At 40.3% G+C, this 21,333-nt stretch carries 20 protein-coding genes; 3 read left to right on the top strand and 17 right to left on the bottom strand.

From position 1 onward, the window contains the following. Positions 1–2: 2 nt before the first annotated feature. A complete protein-coding gene (locus PR725_RS02050) occupies positions 3–983 on the bottom strand; it encodes a sugar kinase (RefSeq protein WP_272567352.1) in 981 nt (326 codons plus the stop codon). A 4-nt stretch (positions 984–987) separates the two neighbouring features. After that, entirely contained in the window at positions 988–1,770 is a 783-nt protein-coding gene (locus tag PR725_RS02045; RefSeq protein ID WP_272567350.1) for a sugar phosphate isomerase/epimerase family protein, read from the bottom strand. A 473-nt stretch (positions 1,771–2,243) separates the two neighbouring features. Between PR725_RS02045 and PR725_RS02040 the strand changes: the two genes are divergently transcribed. Continuing rightward, on the top strand, positions 2,244–3,590 hold the full coding sequence (locus tag PR725_RS02040) for a phosphoethanolamine transferase (protein WP_109912668.1): 1,347 nt from the start codon (positions 2,244–2,246) through the stop codon (positions 3,588–3,590). Positions 3,591–3,653: 63 nt separating this feature from the next. Here PR725_RS02040 and PR725_RS02035 read toward each other — a convergent pair whose 3' ends face one another. The 7 genes from PR725_RS02035 to PR725_RS02005 form a co-directional block, all read right to left on the bottom strand. Continuing rightward, positions 3,654–5,126 (bottom strand): FGGY-family carbohydrate kinase, encoded by a 1,473-nt coding sequence (locus PR725_RS02035; protein WP_272567348.1) that lies wholly within the window; start codon positions 5,124–5,126, stop codon positions 3,654–3,656. Between the two features lie 11 nt (positions 5,127–5,137). Beyond that, a complete protein-coding gene (locus PR725_RS02030; RefSeq protein ID WP_109912666.1) occupies positions 5,138–6,001 on the bottom strand; it encodes an L-ribulose-5-phosphate 3-epimerase in 864 nt (287 codons plus the stop codon). 18 nt (positions 6,002–6,019) lie between these two features. After that, complete coding sequence (locus tag PR725_RS02025; protein ID WP_004259206.1) at positions 6,020–7,054, bottom strand: ABC transporter permease; 1,035 nt, start codon at positions 7,052–7,054, stop codon at positions 6,020–6,022. 13 nt (positions 7,055–7,067) lie between these two features. Continuing rightward, positions 7,068–8,057, bottom strand: coding sequence for an ABC transporter permease (locus PR725_RS02020; protein WP_004259203.1), 990 nt, complete (start codon positions 8,055–8,057; stop codon positions 7,068–7,070). Beyond that, positions 8,050–9,567, bottom strand: a complete 1,518-nt coding sequence (locus PR725_RS02015) for a sugar ABC transporter ATP-binding protein (protein ID WP_004907876.1) — start codon at positions 9,565–9,567, stop codon at positions 8,050–8,052. The genes PR725_RS02020 and PR725_RS02015 overlap by 8 nt, the downstream gene beginning before the upstream one ends. Before the next feature lie 157 nt (positions 9,568–9,724). Further along, positions 9,725–10,717: a substrate-binding domain-containing protein gene (locus PR725_RS02010; RefSeq protein ID WP_036958239.1), complete on the bottom strand. Its 993-nt coding sequence runs from the start codon at positions 10,715–10,717 to the stop codon at positions 9,725–9,727. A gap of 209 nt (positions 10,718–10,926) precedes the next feature. Further along, positions 10,927–11,739, bottom strand: coding sequence for a DeoR/GlpR family DNA-binding transcription regulator (locus tag PR725_RS02005; RefSeq protein WP_004907878.1), 813 nt, complete (start codon positions 11,737–11,739; stop codon positions 10,927–10,929). Positions 11,740–12,194: 455 nt separating this feature from the next. On the opposite strand from PR725_RS02005, the gene araD reads away from it, so the two are divergent. After that, entirely contained in the window at positions 12,195–12,893 is a 699-nt protein-coding gene (gene araD, locus PR725_RS02000) for an L-ribulose-5-phosphate 4-epimerase (RefSeq protein ID WP_115168011.1), read from the top strand. A gap of 194 nt (positions 12,894–13,087) precedes the next feature. Here the strand turns inward: araD and PR725_RS01995 are convergent, their stop codons facing one another. The 7 genes from PR725_RS01995 to PR725_RS01965 form a co-directional block, all read right to left on the bottom strand. After that, complete coding sequence (locus PR725_RS01995) at positions 13,088–14,131, bottom strand: tyrosine-protein phosphatase (RefSeq protein ID WP_272567344.1); 1,044 nt, start codon at positions 14,129–14,131, stop codon at positions 13,088–13,090. 13 nt (positions 14,132–14,144) lie between these two features. After that, positions 14,145–14,975, bottom strand: coding sequence for a PTS system mannose/fructose/sorbose family transporter subunit IID (locus tag PR725_RS01990; RefSeq protein WP_004907883.1), 831 nt, complete (start codon positions 14,973–14,975; stop codon positions 14,145–14,147). Beyond that, positions 14,972–15,763, bottom strand: coding sequence for a PTS mannose/fructose/sorbose/N-acetylgalactosamine transporter subunit IIC (locus PR725_RS01985; protein WP_004907885.1), 792 nt, complete (start codon positions 15,761–15,763; stop codon positions 14,972–14,974). Before PR725_RS01985 ends, PR725_RS01990 begins: the two co-directional genes overlap by 4 nt. Before the next feature lie 46 nt (positions 15,764–15,809). Beyond that, positions 15,810–16,283, bottom strand: a complete 474-nt coding sequence (locus PR725_RS01980) for a PTS system mannose/fructose/N-acetylgalactosamine-transporter subunit IIB (RefSeq protein WP_109912664.1) — start codon at positions 16,281–16,283, stop codon at positions 15,810–15,812. A gap of 9 nt (positions 16,284–16,292) precedes the next feature. Further along, positions 16,293–16,724 carry a PTS sugar transporter subunit IIA gene (locus tag PR725_RS01975; RefSeq protein ID WP_004907889.1) on the bottom strand — a complete coding sequence of 144 codons (432 nt, stop codon included), beginning with the start codon at positions 16,722–16,724 and terminating at the stop codon, positions 16,293–16,295. 187 nt (positions 16,725–16,911) lie between these two features. Further along, entirely contained in the window at positions 16,912–17,763 is an 852-nt protein-coding gene (locus PR725_RS01970; RefSeq protein ID WP_109912662.1) for a MurR/RpiR family transcriptional regulator, read from the bottom strand. Positions 17,764–17,986: 223 nt separating this feature from the next. Beyond that, positions 17,987–19,480, bottom strand: coding sequence for a UxaA family hydrolase (locus PR725_RS01965; protein ID WP_164529193.1), 1,494 nt, complete (start codon positions 19,478–19,480; stop codon positions 17,987–17,989). A gap of 237 nt (positions 19,481–19,717) precedes the next feature. On the opposite strand from PR725_RS01965, the gene exuR reads away from it, so the two are divergent. Beyond that, on the top strand, positions 19,718–20,479 hold the full coding sequence (gene exuR / locus PR725_RS01960; RefSeq protein WP_004907894.1) for a transcriptional regulator ExuR: 762 nt from the start codon (positions 19,718–19,720) through the stop codon (positions 20,477–20,479). On the opposite strand, the gene PR725_RS01955 is transcribed toward exuR, so the two are convergent. Continuing rightward, positions 20,480–21,214, bottom strand: coding sequence for a Crp/Fnr family transcriptional regulator (locus PR725_RS01955; RefSeq protein ID WP_227024198.1), 735 nt, complete (start codon positions 21,212–21,214; stop codon positions 20,480–20,482). Positions 21,215–21,333: the final 119 nt, after the last annotated feature.

The raw sequence follows: 21,333 nt of genomic DNA, 5'->3' as shown, positions 1-21,333 counted from the left end.
TTTTAACATACCGCTTTAGTGGTGGCTGCGTAGAGTAATGCCATTTCATGCTGCAGTTGCGCTTGGGTTGGTAAACCTTCACTATCACCTATAACTTGAATGGCTCTTGCTCCAACAAAATTACCTCTTGCAACAGCTTGCGGTAATGTTAAGCCTTCAAGTAAGGCGCTAATGACGCCAACGGCAAAGCCATCGCCAGCTCCAACGGTATCAATGACGTGTTTAACATGAACGGCAGGAGATATGCCCTGCTGGTTATCCGCTGTTTTATAATATGCGCCGTGTTTTCCGGTTTTAATCACAACAGCTTCAACACCGTGAGCGAGATAAAAATCAGCAATAGACTCGGGTTGGTCGAAACCTGTCAGAATTTTGCCTTCTTTTAAGCCAGGTAAAACCCAATTAGCTTGAAATGCGAGTTGATTGAGCTGTTTCACCATTTCTGTTTCACTCTTCCATAGAGAAGGGCGCAAGTTTGGGTCAAATGATAGTGTTTTACCTGCATTTCGCATCCATTTCGCGGCATACAGTGACAGTTGGTAGCTGGTGGGTGAAAGCGCGGCTGCCACACCACTTAAATGCAAATGGCGTGCGGATAAGAAATAATTTTCATTAAAATCGGTTAAATCTAAATGGCTTGCCGCAGAGCCTTGACGGAAATACTCCACGATGGGATCGGTTCCATTTTCAGCTTTAGATTTAAGTTGAAAGCCTGTTGGGTAATGAGAGTCTACCGTAACACATTGAGTATCCACATGTTCATTATCTAATGTGGCTTGGATAAAACGCCCGAAAGAGTCATTACCTAAGCGGCTTATCCATCCTGTTCTTAACCCAAGGCGTGAAAGGCCAACAGCAACGTTGAGCTCTGCTCCTGCAGCACGGCGAACAAAGTTTTCGACCTCATGCAATTTTCCTGTTTGCGTGGCGACGAACATCATCATGGCTTCGCCAAGAGTAACTACATCTAATTGATTTTTCATTAAATTAATTTCCCCTTTCACTGAGAGAGCTTTTAACAGAGAAGTTCTTTAATAGAGAAACATAGTATTCAGTGACTGCGTGTAAATCATGCCCTTCGAGCGGAAACTCGATACCACAAGGAGCGTCATCTGGTAGAAGGTTGAGTACTTCTTTCCATGTGCCGTCGCTGTCATCAAGTGCTACAGCAACGCGTTTATTGCTACGCAATTGGCAGGCTTTAACGTGAATGTAAGCGACTTGGGAAGCAAAAATATGTGCAGCTTTTAACGGATCTTCCCGATGCCAGTACCAGTTCGCCATATCAAACGCCATTTTTATAGGCATATTTTGGTGGTTTACATCAGCAAAAAAACGTTCAAGAGGCGCAATATGGCCACCGACTTCGGTTTGGTCATTCTCGATCACTAACTGCGTGTTGTATTGATTGAGAAGATTAATGACTTCCGATAAATCATAATTTTCTGGTAATTCACCGAGTGATAGTTTTAAAAAGCGAGCATTAAGTTGTTTGGCATCTTCAAAATAGCCTTGTAGTTTAGTGATAGCGATAGGGCTACGTTGCTGAAATAGCGTGTCAGGCACGGAATAAACGGCGGTGAGCTGCCTTGATTGTAACCCTTTGGCAATATCCGAAAGATTATCGCTTGGTAGTAAGAGTTCTTGGCGAATTTCTGCGCCATCCGCATGGCTGTTTTGAATAATATCTAATACAGCCTGTTGGCCACCTAATTGTTTTACGGTTTGTGCCCCATAGGCGGCGGTGACAACAATAATGTGTTTGCTCATGACTTTCCTCTCTCTGAATAGGGCATTAGCCTATTTGTCATTGCGAATAACTCATTATGGAACCGGTTCCATTGTGCTTTCTAGTGACAAAAGAGCAAAATCAGAGCTATATCACTAACCCAATAGCGACAAATGTTTAATTGCCGATCTTTATCACAACTCTAGATGTAATGGGTGTAACGCCTATTATTCTTTCTGATCAATACATTTATATTCCATAACTAATTGATTATTATTTTTTTATATACAGGCAATATGAAAATGTACCTAATAAATGCGTGATTCTTCATAATTAATTATTGTTATCGGTATCTCAATTTCGTCTTCTTCGCCTTTCAATGAAATAATATTTCAATATATTAATCAAGGTGTGAAATTTTAGTGCAATTACTGCATTAATTTCACAAACTCTACCCTGACTACACCACAGCAACTCATAAAAAATAATAAGTTACGAAGATGAGGTTCTGAATATGAAAGTAATGAAATTAACCGCACTTTGTAGTGCGCTTCTGTTAGCTAGCGTTACATGGGCTCAAGCAAATACTAATGAAAGTGCGGGAGTCTATAAAAAAGCCTGTACACCAGAGTTAATCCAAGCAGCAAAAAGCAATGCAGATCTTTGCTATGGGGTGAATACGGCTAGTGATATTCAAATTACTAAAAAAAATGATGATAAATATAAGATAAAAGTCGTCATTATTGGTGAAAGTACCAATAAAAATTATATGAATACTTATGGTTATCCATTAGAAAATACACCATTTCTTTCATCGGTAAATGGACGTTTTTTCAATAATTTTATTAGTGCAGCATCCAATACGGTACCGACCTTAACGCGTGCATTAGCGAAAAATGATTTAAATACAATCACACAGCACCATGAAAAGCCGTATTACAATAATAATTCGGTTGTTGATTTAGCCAACAAAGCGGGTTATGAAACCTATTACATCGGTAATAATGGCAGCTTTGGTGATGATGAAATTGGCTTTACAAATTATTTTCTAAAGGCGAATTATTTTTTACCGGTTAGAGACAGCAAGCCTGGTTTTGACAACCTTTTCGTGCAAGAAAAGGTTGTCGTTGATGACAGTGTGAATAAACTCACCAATGATTTTAAAATGTTACCTGCCTTTAAAGCCGCGTTAAATAACCCATCCGATAAAGAAAAAGTCATTTTTGTTCATATGTGGGGGCCTCACCATGATGGTTGGCCGAAAGGAGCTTGTGAACTCGTTAAAAATAATTACAACATTAACCCTGAGCAATTTGATACGGGCTGGGGAAGTATAGCGAACTGTTATGTTTCAGCGATTAAACTGAGTGATGATTTTATTAGCGATATTTATAGTATCTTGCAAGAAAATAATAAAAATGGGGATAACCCATTCTCCATTTTATATTTTTCTGACCATGGGCAAGGGCTAGTCAAAGCTAATAAACAGCACGTAAAAGCACTGGAAGCAGAGTATAAAGGGTATATCAAAGAAGGAAATCTATACTTACGTCATGGTCAACTCGTGAAAGGGGCATATCAAGTTCCATTAGTGGTCATCAATTCGGATGATACTAAACGTGAATTTCGCGATGAAACGTTAAGTGAGTGGAATTTATTTGATTATTTCGCGTCGTGGTTAGGCGTAGAAACTAACCTAACATCCCCAGCGAAAAGTATCGTAGCGGAGACTATCACACCTGAAAAAGATATTGATGTCTTTGTTTTCCCACGGGATGAGTTTGTGAAGTACGATAGCTTGCCGCAGGATACCGTATTATCACCAGCCACAGTTAATACCCAAGTCGTCGCTGACAATTAATTTGTCAAAAAATAAGGCAGAACCGAATTATCTGTTCTGCCTTTATTATCTTTATTCAATAGGTTATTGACTCAATGCATCGGCAACCGCTTTAAAACGGGCAAATTTATCACGTAACTGTTGATACCCAACGGTGTTTGGTTGGTAAGTGGTGATTTTAGGGGTACTTGCTGCAATGGCGACATCAAAACCTGAGTAGTAACCTGTTCCGACAGCGGCACAAAGTGCTGCAGCTTGGCAACCTGATTGCTGTACGTTGACGACATCTAACGGCAAGTTACTGGCATCACAGAACATTTGCATCCACAATGGTGACTGTGTTGGGCCACCCGTGAAGCGAATAGATTCAGTTGTATTATCAAGTCTAACGATACGGTCTTGGTGCAATAAATGTGAAAATACAATCCCTTGATAGATAGCATAAACAATATCGGCATCCGTATGGTGTGAACTTAATCCGAGTAGACCACCGTGCAAATTACTGTGGTAGTTAGAACCGTACAGCCAAGGGAAAAATAGAATATCGTTTGGCCGCGTTGCCCCTTCAGCCACACAGTGATTTAGTACATCATAATCTTGCAAACGTTGATTGAAGAAGTGACGAGTGAACCACGCGAGGTTACTGGCGGAAGTCGGGCTGCCTTCGTGGACAAAATAGGTACCTGGAATACAGTATTTACTCCATACGTATGGGTAATCTGAAGGCACGATTTCATCGAAGACACGTGTTGAAATGGTCCAAGTTCCGGCTACGGCGCTGAGTTTATCTTTTTGACTCACCCCTGACGCCAACGCTGCACCCACGACATCAAAGAAGCCACCAAATACAGGGGTTCCTTCCACAAGCCCAGATTCTACAGCAGCTTTGTGGGTTACCGTTCCTGCTAATTGCGCTGAGTTAATTACTGGGGCCAGCTTGTCATTTGCTTCATCAATACCAAATAGTTGGCATAATTTAGGATCATAGCTCGACAGGGTTTGGTTAAATAATTGGCTACCAGAAATATTGGTTTCTTCGCAGGCAATTTGGTCGGTTAGACGGTAGCGGATGTAATCGTGGACCATCAAAACATGCTGAGTATCACGATAATTATCAGGCTCGTATTGTTTTAACCAGCGTAGTAGGGCCACAGGATGAGAAGCCCATAATTGCTGTAAACTCAATGGATAAGCTTTATCCGCAGTGCCGTCTTGGTGCCATTCATCAACAATAGATTGAGCGCGTGAATCAGATGACACAATCCCATTTCTAACCGGTTTTCCTTGGCTATTGAGTAAATACAGCCCTTTGCCGTGAGAAGAAAAGCTGACACCGGAAATTTGGGCGGGACTGAGTTGGCTATTTTGAATCGCTTGGCGGATCACGCTGCAAGTCGCTTCCCACAGCATCTCCATATTACGTTCACTAAAACCTGCTTGTGGACTCTCAGTGGGAAAAGAATGTTCAGCAACGGTAATTTCTAGGCCTTCTGCGGTGTAGATACCCGCTTTAATGACGGTACCACCAAGGTCAACACCCATAAAAAATGCATTCATTATCGGCTCCTTTAGGCGTTGTACCAGCCTGCTTGTTGCATTTTGTCTTCCATCCAATGACGGGCTTTGATAATTTCAATCAGCGGCTCATCGGCTTTTTCTGTCCACATTTCAATTAGGAAGGAACCGCGGTAATTTAAACGTTTTAATAATTTGAATAAATTAACAAAATCTACGCAGCCTTCGCCGAAAGGCACATCACGAAATTGGCCTTTGCAGGTTTCGGTCACTGCATACGTATCTTTTAAGTGAATCGCTGCGACGTGTTCAATTCCTTGGGTGAATTCTTTTTCGACATCATTACCCCATGCGGTTAAGTTACCGACATCAGGATACACACTGAACCAAGGTGAGCGAATCTTATCGGAAAGCGTTTGCCATTTGCTAATGGAATTCATAAAAGGCGTATCCATGATTTCCACTGCACACATCACTTGAGAAGCGGCTGCAATTTCACTGACCCATTGCATGCCTTTTTCGAAATTAGCAATCGTTTCGGCATCTTGCTCTTCATAGTAAACGTCATAACCCGCAAGCTGTATAGTACGAATACCTAAGTCTTGAGCGAGCTTAATGGCTTTTTCCATTAAGGTATAGGCCATCATACGGGTGGCTTCATCATGGCTACCGAAAGGAAAGCGGCGATGGCCGGATAAACACATACTTGGAATGCGAATGCCTGTTTCTTGAATGGCGCTAACAACTTCCAGGCGTTCTGCGGTGCTCCAGTCTAACCGAGCTAAACGCTCGTCAGTTTCATCTACTGACATTTCCACAAAATCGTAACCCGCAGATTTTGCGATAACTAATTTTTCTAACCAACTGCTGTTTTTCGGTAATGCTTTTTCATAAATACCAATTGGATGCTTGCGCATGGTTTTCCCCTTGAAAAATTAACTTTGTGTCGATGCTTTATTAAGGCGTTGGTTGCGGTTCATCGCACGTTTAGCACTCCATTTTTCTTTGAAGAACTTGAATGCTAATGCCAAGATGAGCGTGATCCCCCAAACAGCGAGGTTAAAGTGTAGGCTCACGCCTAGCAGGCTTAAACCTGTCGCAATGACCTGTAAAACCAATAAGGCACAGAACACTCGGCTAACCTTACCAACCCCCCCAAATGGGTTAGTTCCACCTAATACGATGGCAAGAATGGTGAGCAGTAAATAGGAATCTCCGTAGCCCATACGTGCAGAGTTAAAGCGAGCCATCATGATTAGCCCAGCTAACACACATAACAGACTAGAAATGGTGTATATCGCAATCATGACACGGTCGGTACGAATACCGCTGAACCACGTTGCATTGATATTACTGCCACTCATATAGATATTTTTACCTAGCCGAGTACAGCCTAGAAAAAGCGCTAAGAGAATTGCGGTAACGATGAAAATAATCATCGCGATTGGCACCCCAAGCACGGTATCGGAACCAATGGCACGAACAATGGGCGGCATGCCACTCAGTGCCGCTCCTTTGGTGAGGTAAACACCAATACCGCTGATAATCGTCATGGTGCCGAGAGTGACTAGAATAGGGTGTGCCCCGATGTGGGAGATCATCAGTCCCGTTAAGCTACCAATAATGACCGCAATTACGGTTGCGCCTATTAATGCGAAGACTAACCACATCAGCTGTGTACCCGTTCCTGCATCCACCGGAAGGTAATTGATAAACACCCAAGCCATAAACAGGCCGGTTAAGTTAGCGGTACTAATAATTGCAAGGTTTAAGCCGCCACTTAACATAGGTACAAACATGGCAAAGGTAAGTAAGCCCAATTCAGGTAACTGAAAAGTGATACTTAAAAACGTGTTTTGGGTAAAAAAGTGACCTGGCATGGCAATACTAAATGCGGCGATAGCCAGAACAAAGATTGAAAGCAGTCCGATAACAGAGCCATCAATTTTAAAAAAAGCATTTTTTTTCATGGTGATATTCCTGTTAAACAAAACCTACGTCCGTCTCTTTACGTTTTTTGTAGTGAGTAATACAAATCGCAATGAGAATAACCAGCCCAATGACGATATTGACGAAGTAGTTTGAAACACCAATCAGGTTTAGGCCGTTTTTCAAGATACCAATCAGGAAAACGCCCATTAGTGTACCTATCACAGAGCCTCGTCCGCCGGATAAACTGGCGCCACCTAATACAGCTGCAGCAAGCACATCCAGCTCTCCGCCCACAAGGGCACTCGGTACCACTTCGCTCATTCGGTAGGTTTGCAACATGCCGCCAATCGCCGCCATTGCACCAAGGTAGCCATAGGCAAACAAGTAAATCACTGAAACACGGATACCAATACGAGATGCAGATTCTTGACTTCCGCCTACAGCGTATAACTGACGGCCGATGTGGGTTTTATTCATCAAAATCCACGTTAAGAAGGCAATGCCAAGCATCACAATTAACGGCAAGCCAACTTGGTAATATTCGCCATCCACTTCAAAAGGCAAGATAGTCACAGGGTCAACCCACCAATCAGGCAAGTCATAAATACTGTGCCCATTGGTTAACCACATCAGCATCCCAAACAGCAGTGATTGCATACTAATGGTGATAATGATCGACACAACATTCAGCGAATAAATTAAAATGGCATTGATTAATCCAAAGGCGATACCGATGATAATCGCTAATGTGATACTGACCGCAGGGCTTGCAATAAAACCTTGTAATAACCAAGTCGCAATCACGTATTGCACTACGGAAGCCACAGCAGCAAACGAAATATCAATGCCCCCAGTGACAAGAACCACAAATAAGCCCAAGGCGAAAATACCCGTCACCGCATAGCTTTCACTGAGGTCGAGTAAATTTTGAATAGTCAGAAATTGCGGGCTCATCAATGTGAAGAACACCACCATGATAAGAATGACCCAAGTCAGCCAGCCTTCGACAGATTGTGGTCGTAATTTTTGCCAATTAGCCATTGATGATTTCCTCCAATTGTTGCTCATTGATGGAATCTGTCACAATTTCTTTGACGATAGAGCCTTGTTTCATATGTAAAATTCTGTCGCAATTGTAATAAGCTTCGGAGGCTTCATCGGTAATTAATAAAATAGAGATACCGACACCTGACAAACGGTGAATGAGTTTGTAAATACTGTCTTTTGCACCGATATCGACGCCAACGGTTGGCGAATCTAAAATCAGTACTTTAGGGCGTGTTAAAATCCATTTGGCAAGTACCACTTTTTGCTGGTTACCGCCTGAAAGTGTTGAAAGGGCGTTATTTGGGTCGGTGACTTTAATATCTAAGTCGGCTATCCACTCTTGTACGATGTCTTGGCACTGTTTTTCATCGATTAAATGCCATGGTGTTTTGAGTCGATCAAGAATCGAAATCACCATATTGTCTGCGATGGATTGCTGTAAGATAGCGCCTAAAGTCAGGCGGTCTTCAGATACATAACCAATACCACGCTTAATAGCGTCGGTGTTATTTTTTAACTTAACAGGCTTGCCTTCGATGAATAATTCGCCGCTGTCTGGATGGGTAATGCCAAACAACGATAGCGCTAATTCGGTGCGGCCTGAACCAAGCAAACCACATAAACCTAATACTTCGCCGCGTTTTAAATTTAAGTTGATATCACGATATTGCCCAGCTCGACTGAGGTTTTTTATCTCGAGTACAGTGCGTCGGTCTTCCGCGTTATTTGGTGGCTTACGTTCATGGACAATGTCTAAGCCAGTCATTAATTCAGTAATTTTGCGTGTAGTTAAGCCTTCAGCAGGCCATGTCCCAATTTTTTGACCATCACGGATCACGGTGATGCGGTCAGAGATCTCTTTGACTTCTTCTAGTCGATGACTCACAAAAACAACGGTAATTCCCTTATCTTTTAGGTAATTAACTGTTGAGAGTAGTTGGTTGACTTCTGTACGGGTCAATGAAGCTGTTGGTTCATCCATAATCACCAGACGTGCATCGGCGACTAAAGCTCGGCAGATAGCAACTTGTTGGCGTTGAGCAATGGGTAAGAATTGTACCGGTGTGTCAGGGTCAATGGTGAAAGCCAACTCATTGAGGATTTCTAACGCTTTTTCGCGCAGTTGTTTTTTGCGAAACCAGCCAAAATAGCCTTTGAGATTCAGCTCAAAAGCGATATTTTCGGCAACGGTTAAATTTGGAAATAACGACAAATCTTGGTAGATAACTTGTACACCTAATTCACGGGCTTTATCTGGCGTCAGCCGATGATAGCTTTTTCCATCAATTTCAATTTTGCTACCGTCATCAGGGGCATAGACACCACTGATGGTTTTAATTAATGTGCTTTTCCCACACCCATTGGTGCCTGCTAAACAGTGCACTTCACCTTTGTTGAGCGTCAAATCGATATTGCGTAATGCACGGTGACCACCGAAGCTTTTGGAAAGGTCTCGCAAGGTAATGAGTGGATCGGATTTGTCAGCTTTTGAGGTGCTTGTCATAAGTACAATTCCTACTGCAAATAAATTGGTGTTGGCTTGTTCGTGATGAGTTCGAGCTGCTGTGTTAGTACAGGCAACTCGAACTCAAAGAACATAAAATTTAATATATTGATAAATATTGTATTTTTGTTGTGAATGTTATTTTAACAGGGTGAAATTACAGACCGACTTCGACTAATTTTTTAGTATTTTCAATATTCAAATTAACGGGGTTATCACTCAAAATGGTGTTACCACTGACTTTGATTTCACCCATATCACCAATAGACACGCCATCTTTAATTTCTTCACCATTCATCATGGCAGTCGCAACCTGTACAAATACTTGTCCTGCGACTTTTGGATTGGAAATATAGCCGCCATCAATTGCACCTTTTTCCAGTAATTTGATGCCTTGGCCTGGCGTAAATGTCCCGAATACACAGGTTTCATCATTTTTGCGGCGTTTATCAATGGCACGGCCTGCACCGATAGGGCCTTGTGAACCAAATGACATGATGCCTTTTAAGTCTTTGTGTTTAGATAATAAATCATTGGCTGTGCGCATTGAGTCATCAACGGATTCGGCAACACCAAAGCGGTCATCGACCATTTGCATTTTCGGGTAATTTGCTTTTTGGTAAGCAATTGCCGCGTCGGCCCATTCGTTCACTAATGGTACTGTCAGGCTTCCCACAAACATGGCATATTTGCCTTCTTCGCCCATGCATGCCGCCATATCTCTCATATGGTTAGCCCCCATACTTTGGGTATCAAGTAATTCAAAGTCCCAATCTGCATTTTTTTGGTTTGGTGATTCGTGGGTAATGACTTTAATTCCAGCGTCTTGAGCTCGCTTTAATACAGGTTCAAGAACTTTAGCGTCGTTAGGGACAACGCCAATGACATCTACTTTTTTGGCGATTAAATCTTCGATAGCACGAACTTGTTCTGCAGGGTCAGCGGTTGTTGGGCCAACTTGGAAGGCGTTTACTCCCAGTTTTTTGCCTTCTTCAGTAATACCTTGTTCCATAACATTAAACCAAGGAATACCACCGACTTTCACGACGACACCCATGGTAAAGGGCTTTTGTGCTTTTTGTGATTCAGCCATCGCGACATTTGAAAATAGTGCAACGCTCATTAAACAAGGTAAAACTAGCTTCTTCATGTTCATAGTTGTATTCCTTAGTGTAGATGGATACTAAATCAAGAATTTTCATTTTTAGAAATAATGAATTTCTCATATTTAGATATGCCTATAATTAAGTGCTAGGAATTATGAGTAAATAATATCCCTGCACTTATTTAATACAGAAAATAAAATGGAACTTATTATTTTTACTTACATTACAGCTATATAATTTTTATTTTTATAAATTATTTGTCACACTCGATAATTTTAAGATTAGAGAATTGTTTTTGAAAATTATTATCATTTAGTTTGTTTGTGATTAATACGTCAATATCATCAAATGTACAAACCTGACTAAATGCATACTTTCCTAATTTACTATTATCCGCGAGCAAAACTTTATTTTCAGAAACCTGTAACATAATATTTTTTAATTTTGAGTTTATTTCACTGCCATCGCGAATACCATTTTCGATATTGAATCCTTGGCATGAAAGAAATAAGGTTTTTATCTGAAAGCTACGAATAATACTTTCTGCAATTGGGCCATGAAAATCATCATGACGTTCTGAATATTCCCCACCAATACCAATAACACGAACTCGGTCACGGCAGGCCAATGCTTGGATAATTTTGACCGAGTTTGTCACCACGGTGATGTCGATATCGGGTATTTGCCGCGCTAGAAACCAGCAAGTACTGCTGTTATCTAGCATAATACAGTCACCAGGCTGGATTAATTTTAGTGCAGCCTTCGAAATTTTCATTTTGGCATCAGGATGCTCTTCAGTTCTTTTACGAAAAGACTCTGCGCCATCAACCATTTGACTGAGTTTGACCGAAGATGGCATAACATTCACCATCGGCATTTCTTCTTGGTCGATGGCCACCGCGCCTCCAAAGCTACGGATGATCCTATTTTCTCGCTCAAGAGTCGTTAAATCGCGACGAATAGTTTCTTGAGACACGAGACATAATTGGGCTAAATCACGTACCAACGCCGAACCATTCTGCGAAACATGAGAACATATTAATTTATGGCGTTCGGCTTGTAACATATTTAGCTCCTATTATTTCCACGGTATTCATTCTGCCCGTGTTGCTTTTTTTTTGTCGTGATTGGATTCAAGTAATCTCTTTTTGAAAAAAACAAAGCCGATTAAAGTGACTTTGATCTTCATTTTATGAATTTATAATAATTTTATTACATAATAATTAGACTCATATCACTATATTGGCGGTGTCTTTTTGTTTTTCTCACAATAAACAAAAAATATTGGGCTAACTCGGTCAATTAACCACATTCTGGTGGTGACTTTATTTGACTGAATGTGACCGATTATGCCTGAGTTAGGCTGTTTTGTTGCGAATTTGTAAAGTGAGGTGCTTTTTAAATGGCCTAAATCTGTTTACCTTAATAGGTAGATATAGGTTATCAACACACAAAAAACATCACCATAATAAATTTTTGTTGTTGATATTAAAGCATATTTTAGCAAACTAGGGAGTTGTTATGTTAGAACAATTGAAACAACAGGTTTTTGAAGCGAATCTCGCCTTACCCAAACATAACCTAGTAACTTTTACTTGGGGTAATGTGAGTGGTATTGACCGTGAAGCTGGGTTAATGGTGATAAAACCTTCTGGCGTTGACTATGAAACCATGAAAGCAGAGGACATGGTGGTGGTCTCGTTAGAAAGTGGAGAAGTGGTAGAAGGGAAATATCGACCTTCTTCAGATACTGACACGCATTTGGCGCTGTACCAAGCATTCCCTGAAATTGGCGGTATTGTTCATACTCACTCCCGTCATGCCACTATTTGGGCTCAAGCAGGGCAGCCATTGAGTGCCTTAGGGACAACCCACGCTGATTATTTCTATGGTGAAATCCCTTGTACCCGTAAAATGACAGAAAGTGAAATTGAAGGGGATTATGAAAGAGAAACAGGCCATGTGATCATCGAAACCTTCAAGGAAAAAGGGCTGTCAGCAAAAGATATTCCAGCGGTATTAGTGAATAGCCATGGCCCATTTGCTTGGGGAACAAGCCCCGATAATGCAGTGCATAATGCCGTGGTATTAGAAGAAATTGCCTATATGAATTTATTTACCCGTCAATTAAGTTCACAAATAGGTTCAATGCAACAAGTATTATTAGATAAACATTATTTACGTAAACACGGTAAAAATGCGTATTACGGGCAAAAATAAAGCAGTTAAAAATTTATTGAATAAAACAGGCGAATAAAAGTAATTATTGATTTTATAACCAATAACGGATTTTTTCGTCAATAAAATAGCCACAATAAATAGGCTATGTGGCTATTTTACTATTTATTAAATACAGCCATCACTCAGCTTTATTTTATTAAGCCTGTGGTTGTTTATATAACAAGTGAATTTATTTAAACTAAGTATATTTCTCTAAGTTGCTTAATATCATTATTTGTGAATTTAAGTTCATTTTTAATATAGTTTTCTACAGAGCCGGATATTTCTTCCATCGTATTAAATACCTCTATAATAAATGATTCTTGAGTATCAATCAGTGAAAGTAAATAATCCAGTATATTTTTGTCTTGAGTTATTTTCCGATATCCTGCCATTTTAATTTCGTTACGTTCAAGCCGGTTAAAATGGGTGAGCATATAGTCCTGCACAATGGTTTCTTTCGGAACACCTAACATGGAAAGTACCAGTAATGCGCCATAACCGGTTCGATCTTTTCCGCCGCGGCAATGCTGAATATTTGGGGCATTATGACTATCTAATAAGACTTCTATCATTTGCTTAAAGGCGGATTTTGACTTATCACTCACTACAAATTGGCGATATTGTTCTAATATTTGTAACCCATCGCCGTTAATCATCTCTTTCGGAATATGCTGGATAACACTTTCGATTAACGCTTTATCTTCATTATCTGGTGATGCGGCAAATTGTGCTGCTAATTCAGCAGTTTGAGCCGTTGCATCAAGATGGTAGGTTTTCTTTTCACCAACATGGCAATTGGGCGATTTATTAATTTCATTTTGAGTACGATAATCGATAATGCTGTTAATCCCTAGATGGGAAATATAATTTACCGCTTGTTCATTCAAATTAAATAGATGGTTGGAACGGTATAACATTCCCCATTTCACCTGTTTTCCGTCTGTTGTGGTATAACCCCCAAAATCACGGAAGTTATTTAATCCCTCAATAGGTAATGTTCTTTCAGCGAATAATTTACGTCCATTGGCATTTTGTAAAATAAAATAGATGCGTTGTTTAGCATTTAATGGGTCTTGAACTGTAATGGTATTCTCTAATTTATCTGTAATGAAATTCTCAGGATAAACCTGAGTATCAGGTTTATCCGTCCAATATAATGCCAGAGGAGAGGATGGAATTTCACTAAACTTTATTTCGAGTGTTGATTCATTCACTCTGTTGACTTCGATTTCCATATATTTCCCTTTATCATCCTAAAATTCCGAACACGGAACAAACAACACCTAAAACCATAATGGCAACAATGAGTGCAACGGTATGTTTTCCTTGAAATTTACGAACAAGGAAGAAAATACCGAGTGCAAAGAGAAGGGTGAGTAAGTTAGGTATTACCTTGTCAAACATCTCTTGTACTTTGATAGATTGTTCACCGACGGCGATGGTTAGCGGAGTGGAAAGCTTGACGGTCGTCGCTATCAAGGAACCTAGGACCATGACCCCGACAACGTTCGCTATATTAGTAATTCGCTGAATAATATTTGATTTTTTCGATTGCTCGATTAAATCAACGCCTTTGTTATAGCCATAATGAATAAAGAAATATTTGGTACCGATATTGACGATATTAAACAGAATAAACATTAATATAGGGCCGATAATATTACCTTGCAGCGCAAATGCGGCTCCGATGCTGCCGCAAATGGGCAGCCATGTAAATTTTAATAAGCTATCACCAAGACCTGCAAATGGCCCCATCAAACCAGCTTTTACAGAAATGACTGCCTCTTTTTCTTCTTCTGTTGTTTTTTCTTCTAATGCTGCGGTGACACCGAGAATTAATGCACCTGCGTTAATTTGTGTATTAAAAAACTCGAAGTGGCGTTGCATGGCTTTAATACGTGTTTCTTGATCTGCTTTTTCATAAAGTTTATCGAGAACGGGTACCATACAATGAGCAAAACCAATTGTTTGCAGTTTTTCGTAGTTGTATGAGAATGACATGGTTTGAATTCGCCAAAACATACCATTAAGCTCTTTTTTCGTGAGTTTTTTATTTTCAGAGGTGGTTATTTCACTCATAGGTCATACTCCTCTTCTTCATTTTTATGGGAAGTTGGTGCTGTTTTTTCTTCTGGTGTTTGGCGCAAGCTGTTGGCAAATGCCATGTCATAAAGCACAGCAAATGCCAGAGCGATAAAAGTAATTGGGATAATTGGTAGTTTTAAATAGGTTGTGAGCATAAAACCGAGCAGAAAGAAAAACCACATTCTGCCTTTAAGTAACATGAGTAACAGAATACAGATACCGACAGCAGGGATTAGTTTAGATGCGACACCCATACCGGTAAGAATACTTTCAGGTACGGCATTTAATATGCTATTGACTAAGTCACTACCAAAATAAACCGCAATAAAGCAGGGAATGGCACGAATAAAAAACCACAGTGGCGTCGAGAAATAATGCACTTTTGTTAGGCCACTGTAGTTGCCATCAAGAATGGATTTACTGGCCCAGACATTTAAAAAACTAGCAAAAGAACGCCAGATAATCAGTAATTGCTGACATAGAATAGAGACTGGTACGGCAAGGGCGATACCCGCTGCAATTCCGCCATTGGAAGCAATACCGAGCGCAACTCCAATAATTGAACCGGCGATAATATCGGGTGCAGAATAAGCACCAACATTACCAATTCCCATCCACATTAATTCTAATGTGGCGCTAATGGCTAACCCTTGAACCATATCGCCCATGATAATACCGGCCACAGTACCGGTGAGTAATGGGCGTCTTAGCATTTGCGGACCGACATCATCCAATGAGCAAATACCTGCCCAAATCGCAATTAAAATGGCCTCTACCAACATAATAGGCTCCTCACTTATTGAGTGAAAATAAGTATGATTAGATGAATTAATTGAGTAATGTTTTTAATTCAACAATGGGATCTTTAGGAACCATTTGAATTTCAACAGTAACGTTATTGTTGATGAGCGACCTAAAGGCTTGTTCTTCATCCGGTGTCACAGCAACCGCACGAGATAAATTACGACGGCCTTCTTGCATGCGCATTCCGCCGACATTCAGTTTTTCCAATTTTAAGCCACTTTCGACGAGCCTATTCACATCAATACTGTTAGTAAACAGCAACATAGTGCGGCGTTTAATTTCTGCTTTTTTTAAGACTTCAATGAATTTATCGACACCAAAAACGACGACTTTTAGATCTGGTGGCGCCGCCATAGTAAGAACGGATTGTTGAACGGTGTCATTGGCAACTTTGTCGTTGACGATAATCACCTGCTCAATATCAAAATTTTTAACCCAAGTAGTAATAACTTGGCCGTGGATAAGTCTGTCATCAATTCGGGCAACATTAATTGGCATGGGATTCTCCTAAAGTTCGCTATCGTTTTGTGCTAATGGCTTAAGTTGTTCACCGACATTAATGCAACTGTCAGGGAATACATCATTAATGACTTGATGAAGTTCATGTAAAGGCAGGTCTCGGTTGCTGAGTATTTCGAGAAAAGTCGGAACGTTGATTCCGCAGTACAGCACGACATCATTTTGAGTAATAACGAGCTCACTGGCTAAATTGCAAGGAGAACCGCCTAATAAATCGACCAAAATTAAAACGCCATTGCCTTTATTAACATGCTGATATGTTTCAAATAAATGTTTTTTTACCTCATTAATATTGCTTTCTCTTTGAATCGAAATCACGCTGATATTTTCTTGCGAGCCGATCAGCATTTCAGCACATTCCAGTAATCCTTGTGCAAAAGGCCCATGGCTAGCCAGTATGATAGGTATTTGAGAGCTCATTTTTTCCCCTTGTATTTATCTTTTTTATTTTAGTAATAAAATTACTTTTATATATTTATTTTAAAGTAACAATATCACAAAAAATAGGAATGAAAAGAGGGAGCTCCCTAGAAAGGGTCATTTTTGTGAGCAAGATCGAAGTGGCTACTCAGAGCCACATAGGCGATATTAAGAAGGAGAAAGCTGATCAGTTATTGCTATTTAGACGAGTAAAGCGTTCCGCACGAGTGTTAATTTGTTTTTGAATTCTTTCATCATACTGTTTGATAAATAAGTTAGTAATCAACATATTAATTACAGTGAGTTGGGATATTTTTGAGCGAATGGGGATGATCCTTGAAATATTTTCAGTCGATATTGTATGCAAGATAGTCTCAGCTAAGGTTGATACTGAACTTTGTCCCATTTTTGTGATAGCAATGGTCGGAACTTTCAATTCTCTGGCAAGAGTGAGTAGCTTGATACATTCGTGGTTTTCACCGGAATGAGATATGACAATGACAAGATCGTTCTGATCTAACGTATTCACGATACTAAATTGAATGCTGTAATCAAGGTGACAATTAACATCTTTTTTTATTTTAATTAATTGATATTCAAATTCTTTTGCAACTAATCCACTACTACCAGCACCATAAATTACAATTTTTTTACTCTTGCTAATTAACTCATTTGCTTGCTTAAAGGCATTTAAATTAACCAAAGCACAAGTTTCTTCTATGGATGATTTTTCAATCAGTCCTACTTTGTGATTAACGGTTTCCATCGAGTCATTAATATCAATATCTTCTTGTAATAGGGTACCGTAAGATTTGTGATTAATCGATGAAATTAAATCAATTTTTAGGTCACTAAAACCTTGGTAGCCTAACTTATGACACAGGCGCAAAATAGTGGTGGTACTGACCTTATTTTCTTGGGCAAGGGATTGAATGCTAATACTTTGCATGTTTTTCTTATTAGCAATAATGTACTCAGCGACTTGTTTTTCTTTGGTGGAAAGGCTGTCTCTGGCCTCTCTAAGTTTTAGGTCTATCATTATTTATCCTGCTAATAAATTAAAATTTGCCATCAAGAAACGGATCCTACCATATCCTAAAAATAGGGAAATGGTGACTTTTCTTTATTGGGTTCATGTCACGATAAATGAATTTATGGCTCAGGATAGAAAGTCAGGTCTGTAGGGAAAATTAATAAATATAAGTAGTTAGTTATATCCCTATTGCTTAACGATGGCCTAAGCAATAGGGAATAGTTTGTTTTTAAAGTGTGACGCCCATTTTGAAAATTGCTAATTCACGAAAGTCATTGATTTCATTTTTGGTGTGCTCACCATTAACGGTTTTCACAACAAGCTGAATGAAGTCATCTAATAAATGATCCATAGATTTTCCTGTTAATAGGGCGCCCGCATTGAAGTCAATCCAATGGGGTTTTTTGGCGGCTAACTCATTATTAGTCGCAATTTTCATGGTGGGAACAAAGCCACCGTATGGTGTACCGCGACCGGTTGTAAATAACACCATATGACAGCCTGCTGCACCTAAGGCACTGGTCGCAATGGCATCATTACCCGGTGCACTTAACAAGTTGAACCCTGGGGTTGTCAGGCGCTCTCCGTATTTTAAAACATCCATTACTTGGCTAGTGCCTGCTTTTTGTGTGCAGCCGAGGGATTTTTCTTCGAGTGTCGAAATACCGCCTGCTTTATTCCCTGGAGATGGGTTTTCATAAATTGGCTGGTCATGGGCAATAAAATATTGTTTGAAGTCATTGATCATATTGACCGTTTTCTCAAACGTCGGTTCATCATGGCAGTGGTTCATTAGAATTTGTTCCGCGCCAAACATTTCAGGGACTTCCGTTAACACCGTGGTTCCGTTATGGCTGACTAAAAAATCAGAAAAACAGCCCAACAGTGGGTTAGCGGTGATGCCTGAAAGCCCATCAGATCCACCACATTCAAGGCCAAATTTCACTTCACTCAGTTTGCCTGCTTCACGTTTGTCCTGCTGTACGAATTGATAAAGCGTATTAAGGTGCTCGACACCGGCTTCAATTTCATCATCTAATTGTTGGCATACCATGAATTTTACACGTTCATCATCATAGTCACCTAATGTTTCTTTAAAGGCGGCTACTTGATTGTTTTCACAGCCTAAACCAATGACTAGAACACCACCTGCGTTAGGGTGCTTAACCATATCTTGTAAAATAGTACGCGTTGTTAAATGGTCATCACCGAGCTGGGAACATCCTAAAGTATGGTTATACAGATAAACGCCATCAATATCAGAAGCACCATGATGTTGTTTATTAAAGCGCTCGATCATTTTTCTAGCGAGTGCATTCACGCAGCCAACGGTTGGGATCACCCAAATTTCATTGCGGATCGCGACATCACCGTTTGCTCGACGATAGATTTGCACATCTGGATCCGGCCGTGTAGCGGTAATTATGTTGTGTTCAGGGTGGTATTCATATTCATTTAAGGCACTTAAATTAGTCGCTGTATTATGTGTATGAATATGCTCGCCAACGGTTATTTTCGTTGTTGCGTGGCCGATAGGCGCACCATACTTCATGACATTTTCACCCGCTTCAATCGTATCTAGGGCAATTTTATGGCCGCGACCGATGTCCTGCTTTAATGTCACGGATTGGCCATCAACGCTGACAGTATCACCCGAGAGTCTATCGATTAAGGTAATGGCGACATTGTCATTCGGATGTATTTTTATTATATCTTTTATCATATTGCATTCTCTGGGTTGAAAATCGGATTCAGTGCGATCGGCCACTTAGTGTCGATTTTTGGGTTGTCTAAATTTCAAATATTATACGATCCGGTTTATAACTTTTAAAGGTATTATACCAATTTATTGTGATTTATTTATGGGAGCACTTCTATTTCACCCATCACCATAAAATTTCGTTATACTGTGAGGCATTAGTGGCCAATGAGTCGGGTTGTTATATGAAAGGAGAAAATAATGAGCTCACAAGAGAGTGAACCGCGCCTATACCAACAAGTTGCGGCTTTGGTCAAAGAACGCATCGAAAATGATGAATACCCAATTGGCACTAAATTGCCTGCAGAACGGTTACTTGCTGATGAAATGAAGGTGAGCCGTACGGTGATCCGCGAAGCTATCATTATGTTAGAAGTGGAAGGATATGTGGATGTACGCAAAGGATCTGGCATACACGTCATCAGTAATCGGTCTAATAACTCAGTCAATACAGAAACCGGATTAGAATTTAGTCGTTGTGGGCCATTTGAGCTATTACAAGCAAGGCAACTGATTGAAAGCCACATCGCCGAATTTGCCGCAAGCCAAGCCACGAAAGAAGATATTTTAAAATTGGTTGATATTCAAAAGCATGCTCGTAAAGAGGATCGTTTTCGCGACTCAACATGGGATCTTGCCTTTCACATGCAAATTGCCGCGTCGACCCATAACAGTGCGATGGTGGTAATTGTTGAGCAAATGTGGAGCCAACGCTTACGTAATCCTTACTGGCTCAAGCTTCATGAGCACATTGATAACCGTTCGATTGAGAGCTGGTGTGATGAGCACGACCAAATTTTACAGGCGTTAGCGCGTCGAGACCCGAAAGGGGCGCGGCAAGCCATGTGGCAACATTTGGAAAATACCAAAAAAATGTTGTTCAATGCGACCAGTGATGACTTTGAATTCACTATGGATCGCTACTTCTTCGCAGATAGCCCAACGATGGATGATAACAGCTAGTTATTCTTCATCATCCTCAGAGATCTGCTTCAGCGCGGGGAGATTAACTAAAATAATTTTCCCGTATTTTGCATCAATCCAACCGAGTTTTTCCCATGCAACTAAACGCTTATTGATAGTTTGCCGTGTGGTATTAATGATGGTCGCCAAATCATCTTGTGTCAGGTATAGGCTCAATTGAATCCCCTTTTCATGAGGTTCACCATAACCTTCCGCTAAGCTCAATAAGCGCTTGGCCAGCCGGGCGGAAACAGACAATAAGGCGCTGTCATTGATAATGGTAAAGGCGTTACGAATCACTTTGCAGAGCAAAATATTCAGAAATTGGTAAAAAACGGGGTGCTTTTCCAAGATCATGGCTAAATCTTTCGGTGATATCGTCAGTAAAATGGTTGGGCTGATTGCTTTAGCATCATGGGTGCGCGCTGACTTATCTAGCATGGCAATTTCGCCAAACCAATTGCCAGGTGAAAGATAGCGAAATACACATTCACGGCCATCTGAGGATATCGAACTCACTTTTACTGAGCCTTGAATCACCGCATATAAACCACGTGCAGGGTCACCTTGATAGTGAACCATTTCACCATCAGGATAGAAGCGTAATGTGGCGCATGTCATTAAGATGGAAATTAAATAATCGGGTAAGTTACTAAACCAACTATTTGTTTTTAATATTTCAAGAATATTTTCATGCGTTAGAACTAATTGACTGTTTTGTACCGCAATGTTCATCTGAATGCTCCCTGCATGATTAGCTAACTTTATCATGACATTTGGTAGGGTTATGTTCAATCATGAACCGCCGTAATATTCGAGTAAACCTCACAAATAAGAAATAGAGTAATAGAAAA

The organism is Providencia sp. PROV255, assembly GCF_028478065.1.
Classification (GTDB): domain Bacteria; phylum Pseudomonadota; class Gammaproteobacteria; order Enterobacterales; family Enterobacteriaceae; genus Providencia; species Providencia rettgeri.
The sequence above is the reverse complement of the archived record's forward strand: the minus strand, read 5'-3'. Positions and strand labels throughout refer to the sequence as shown.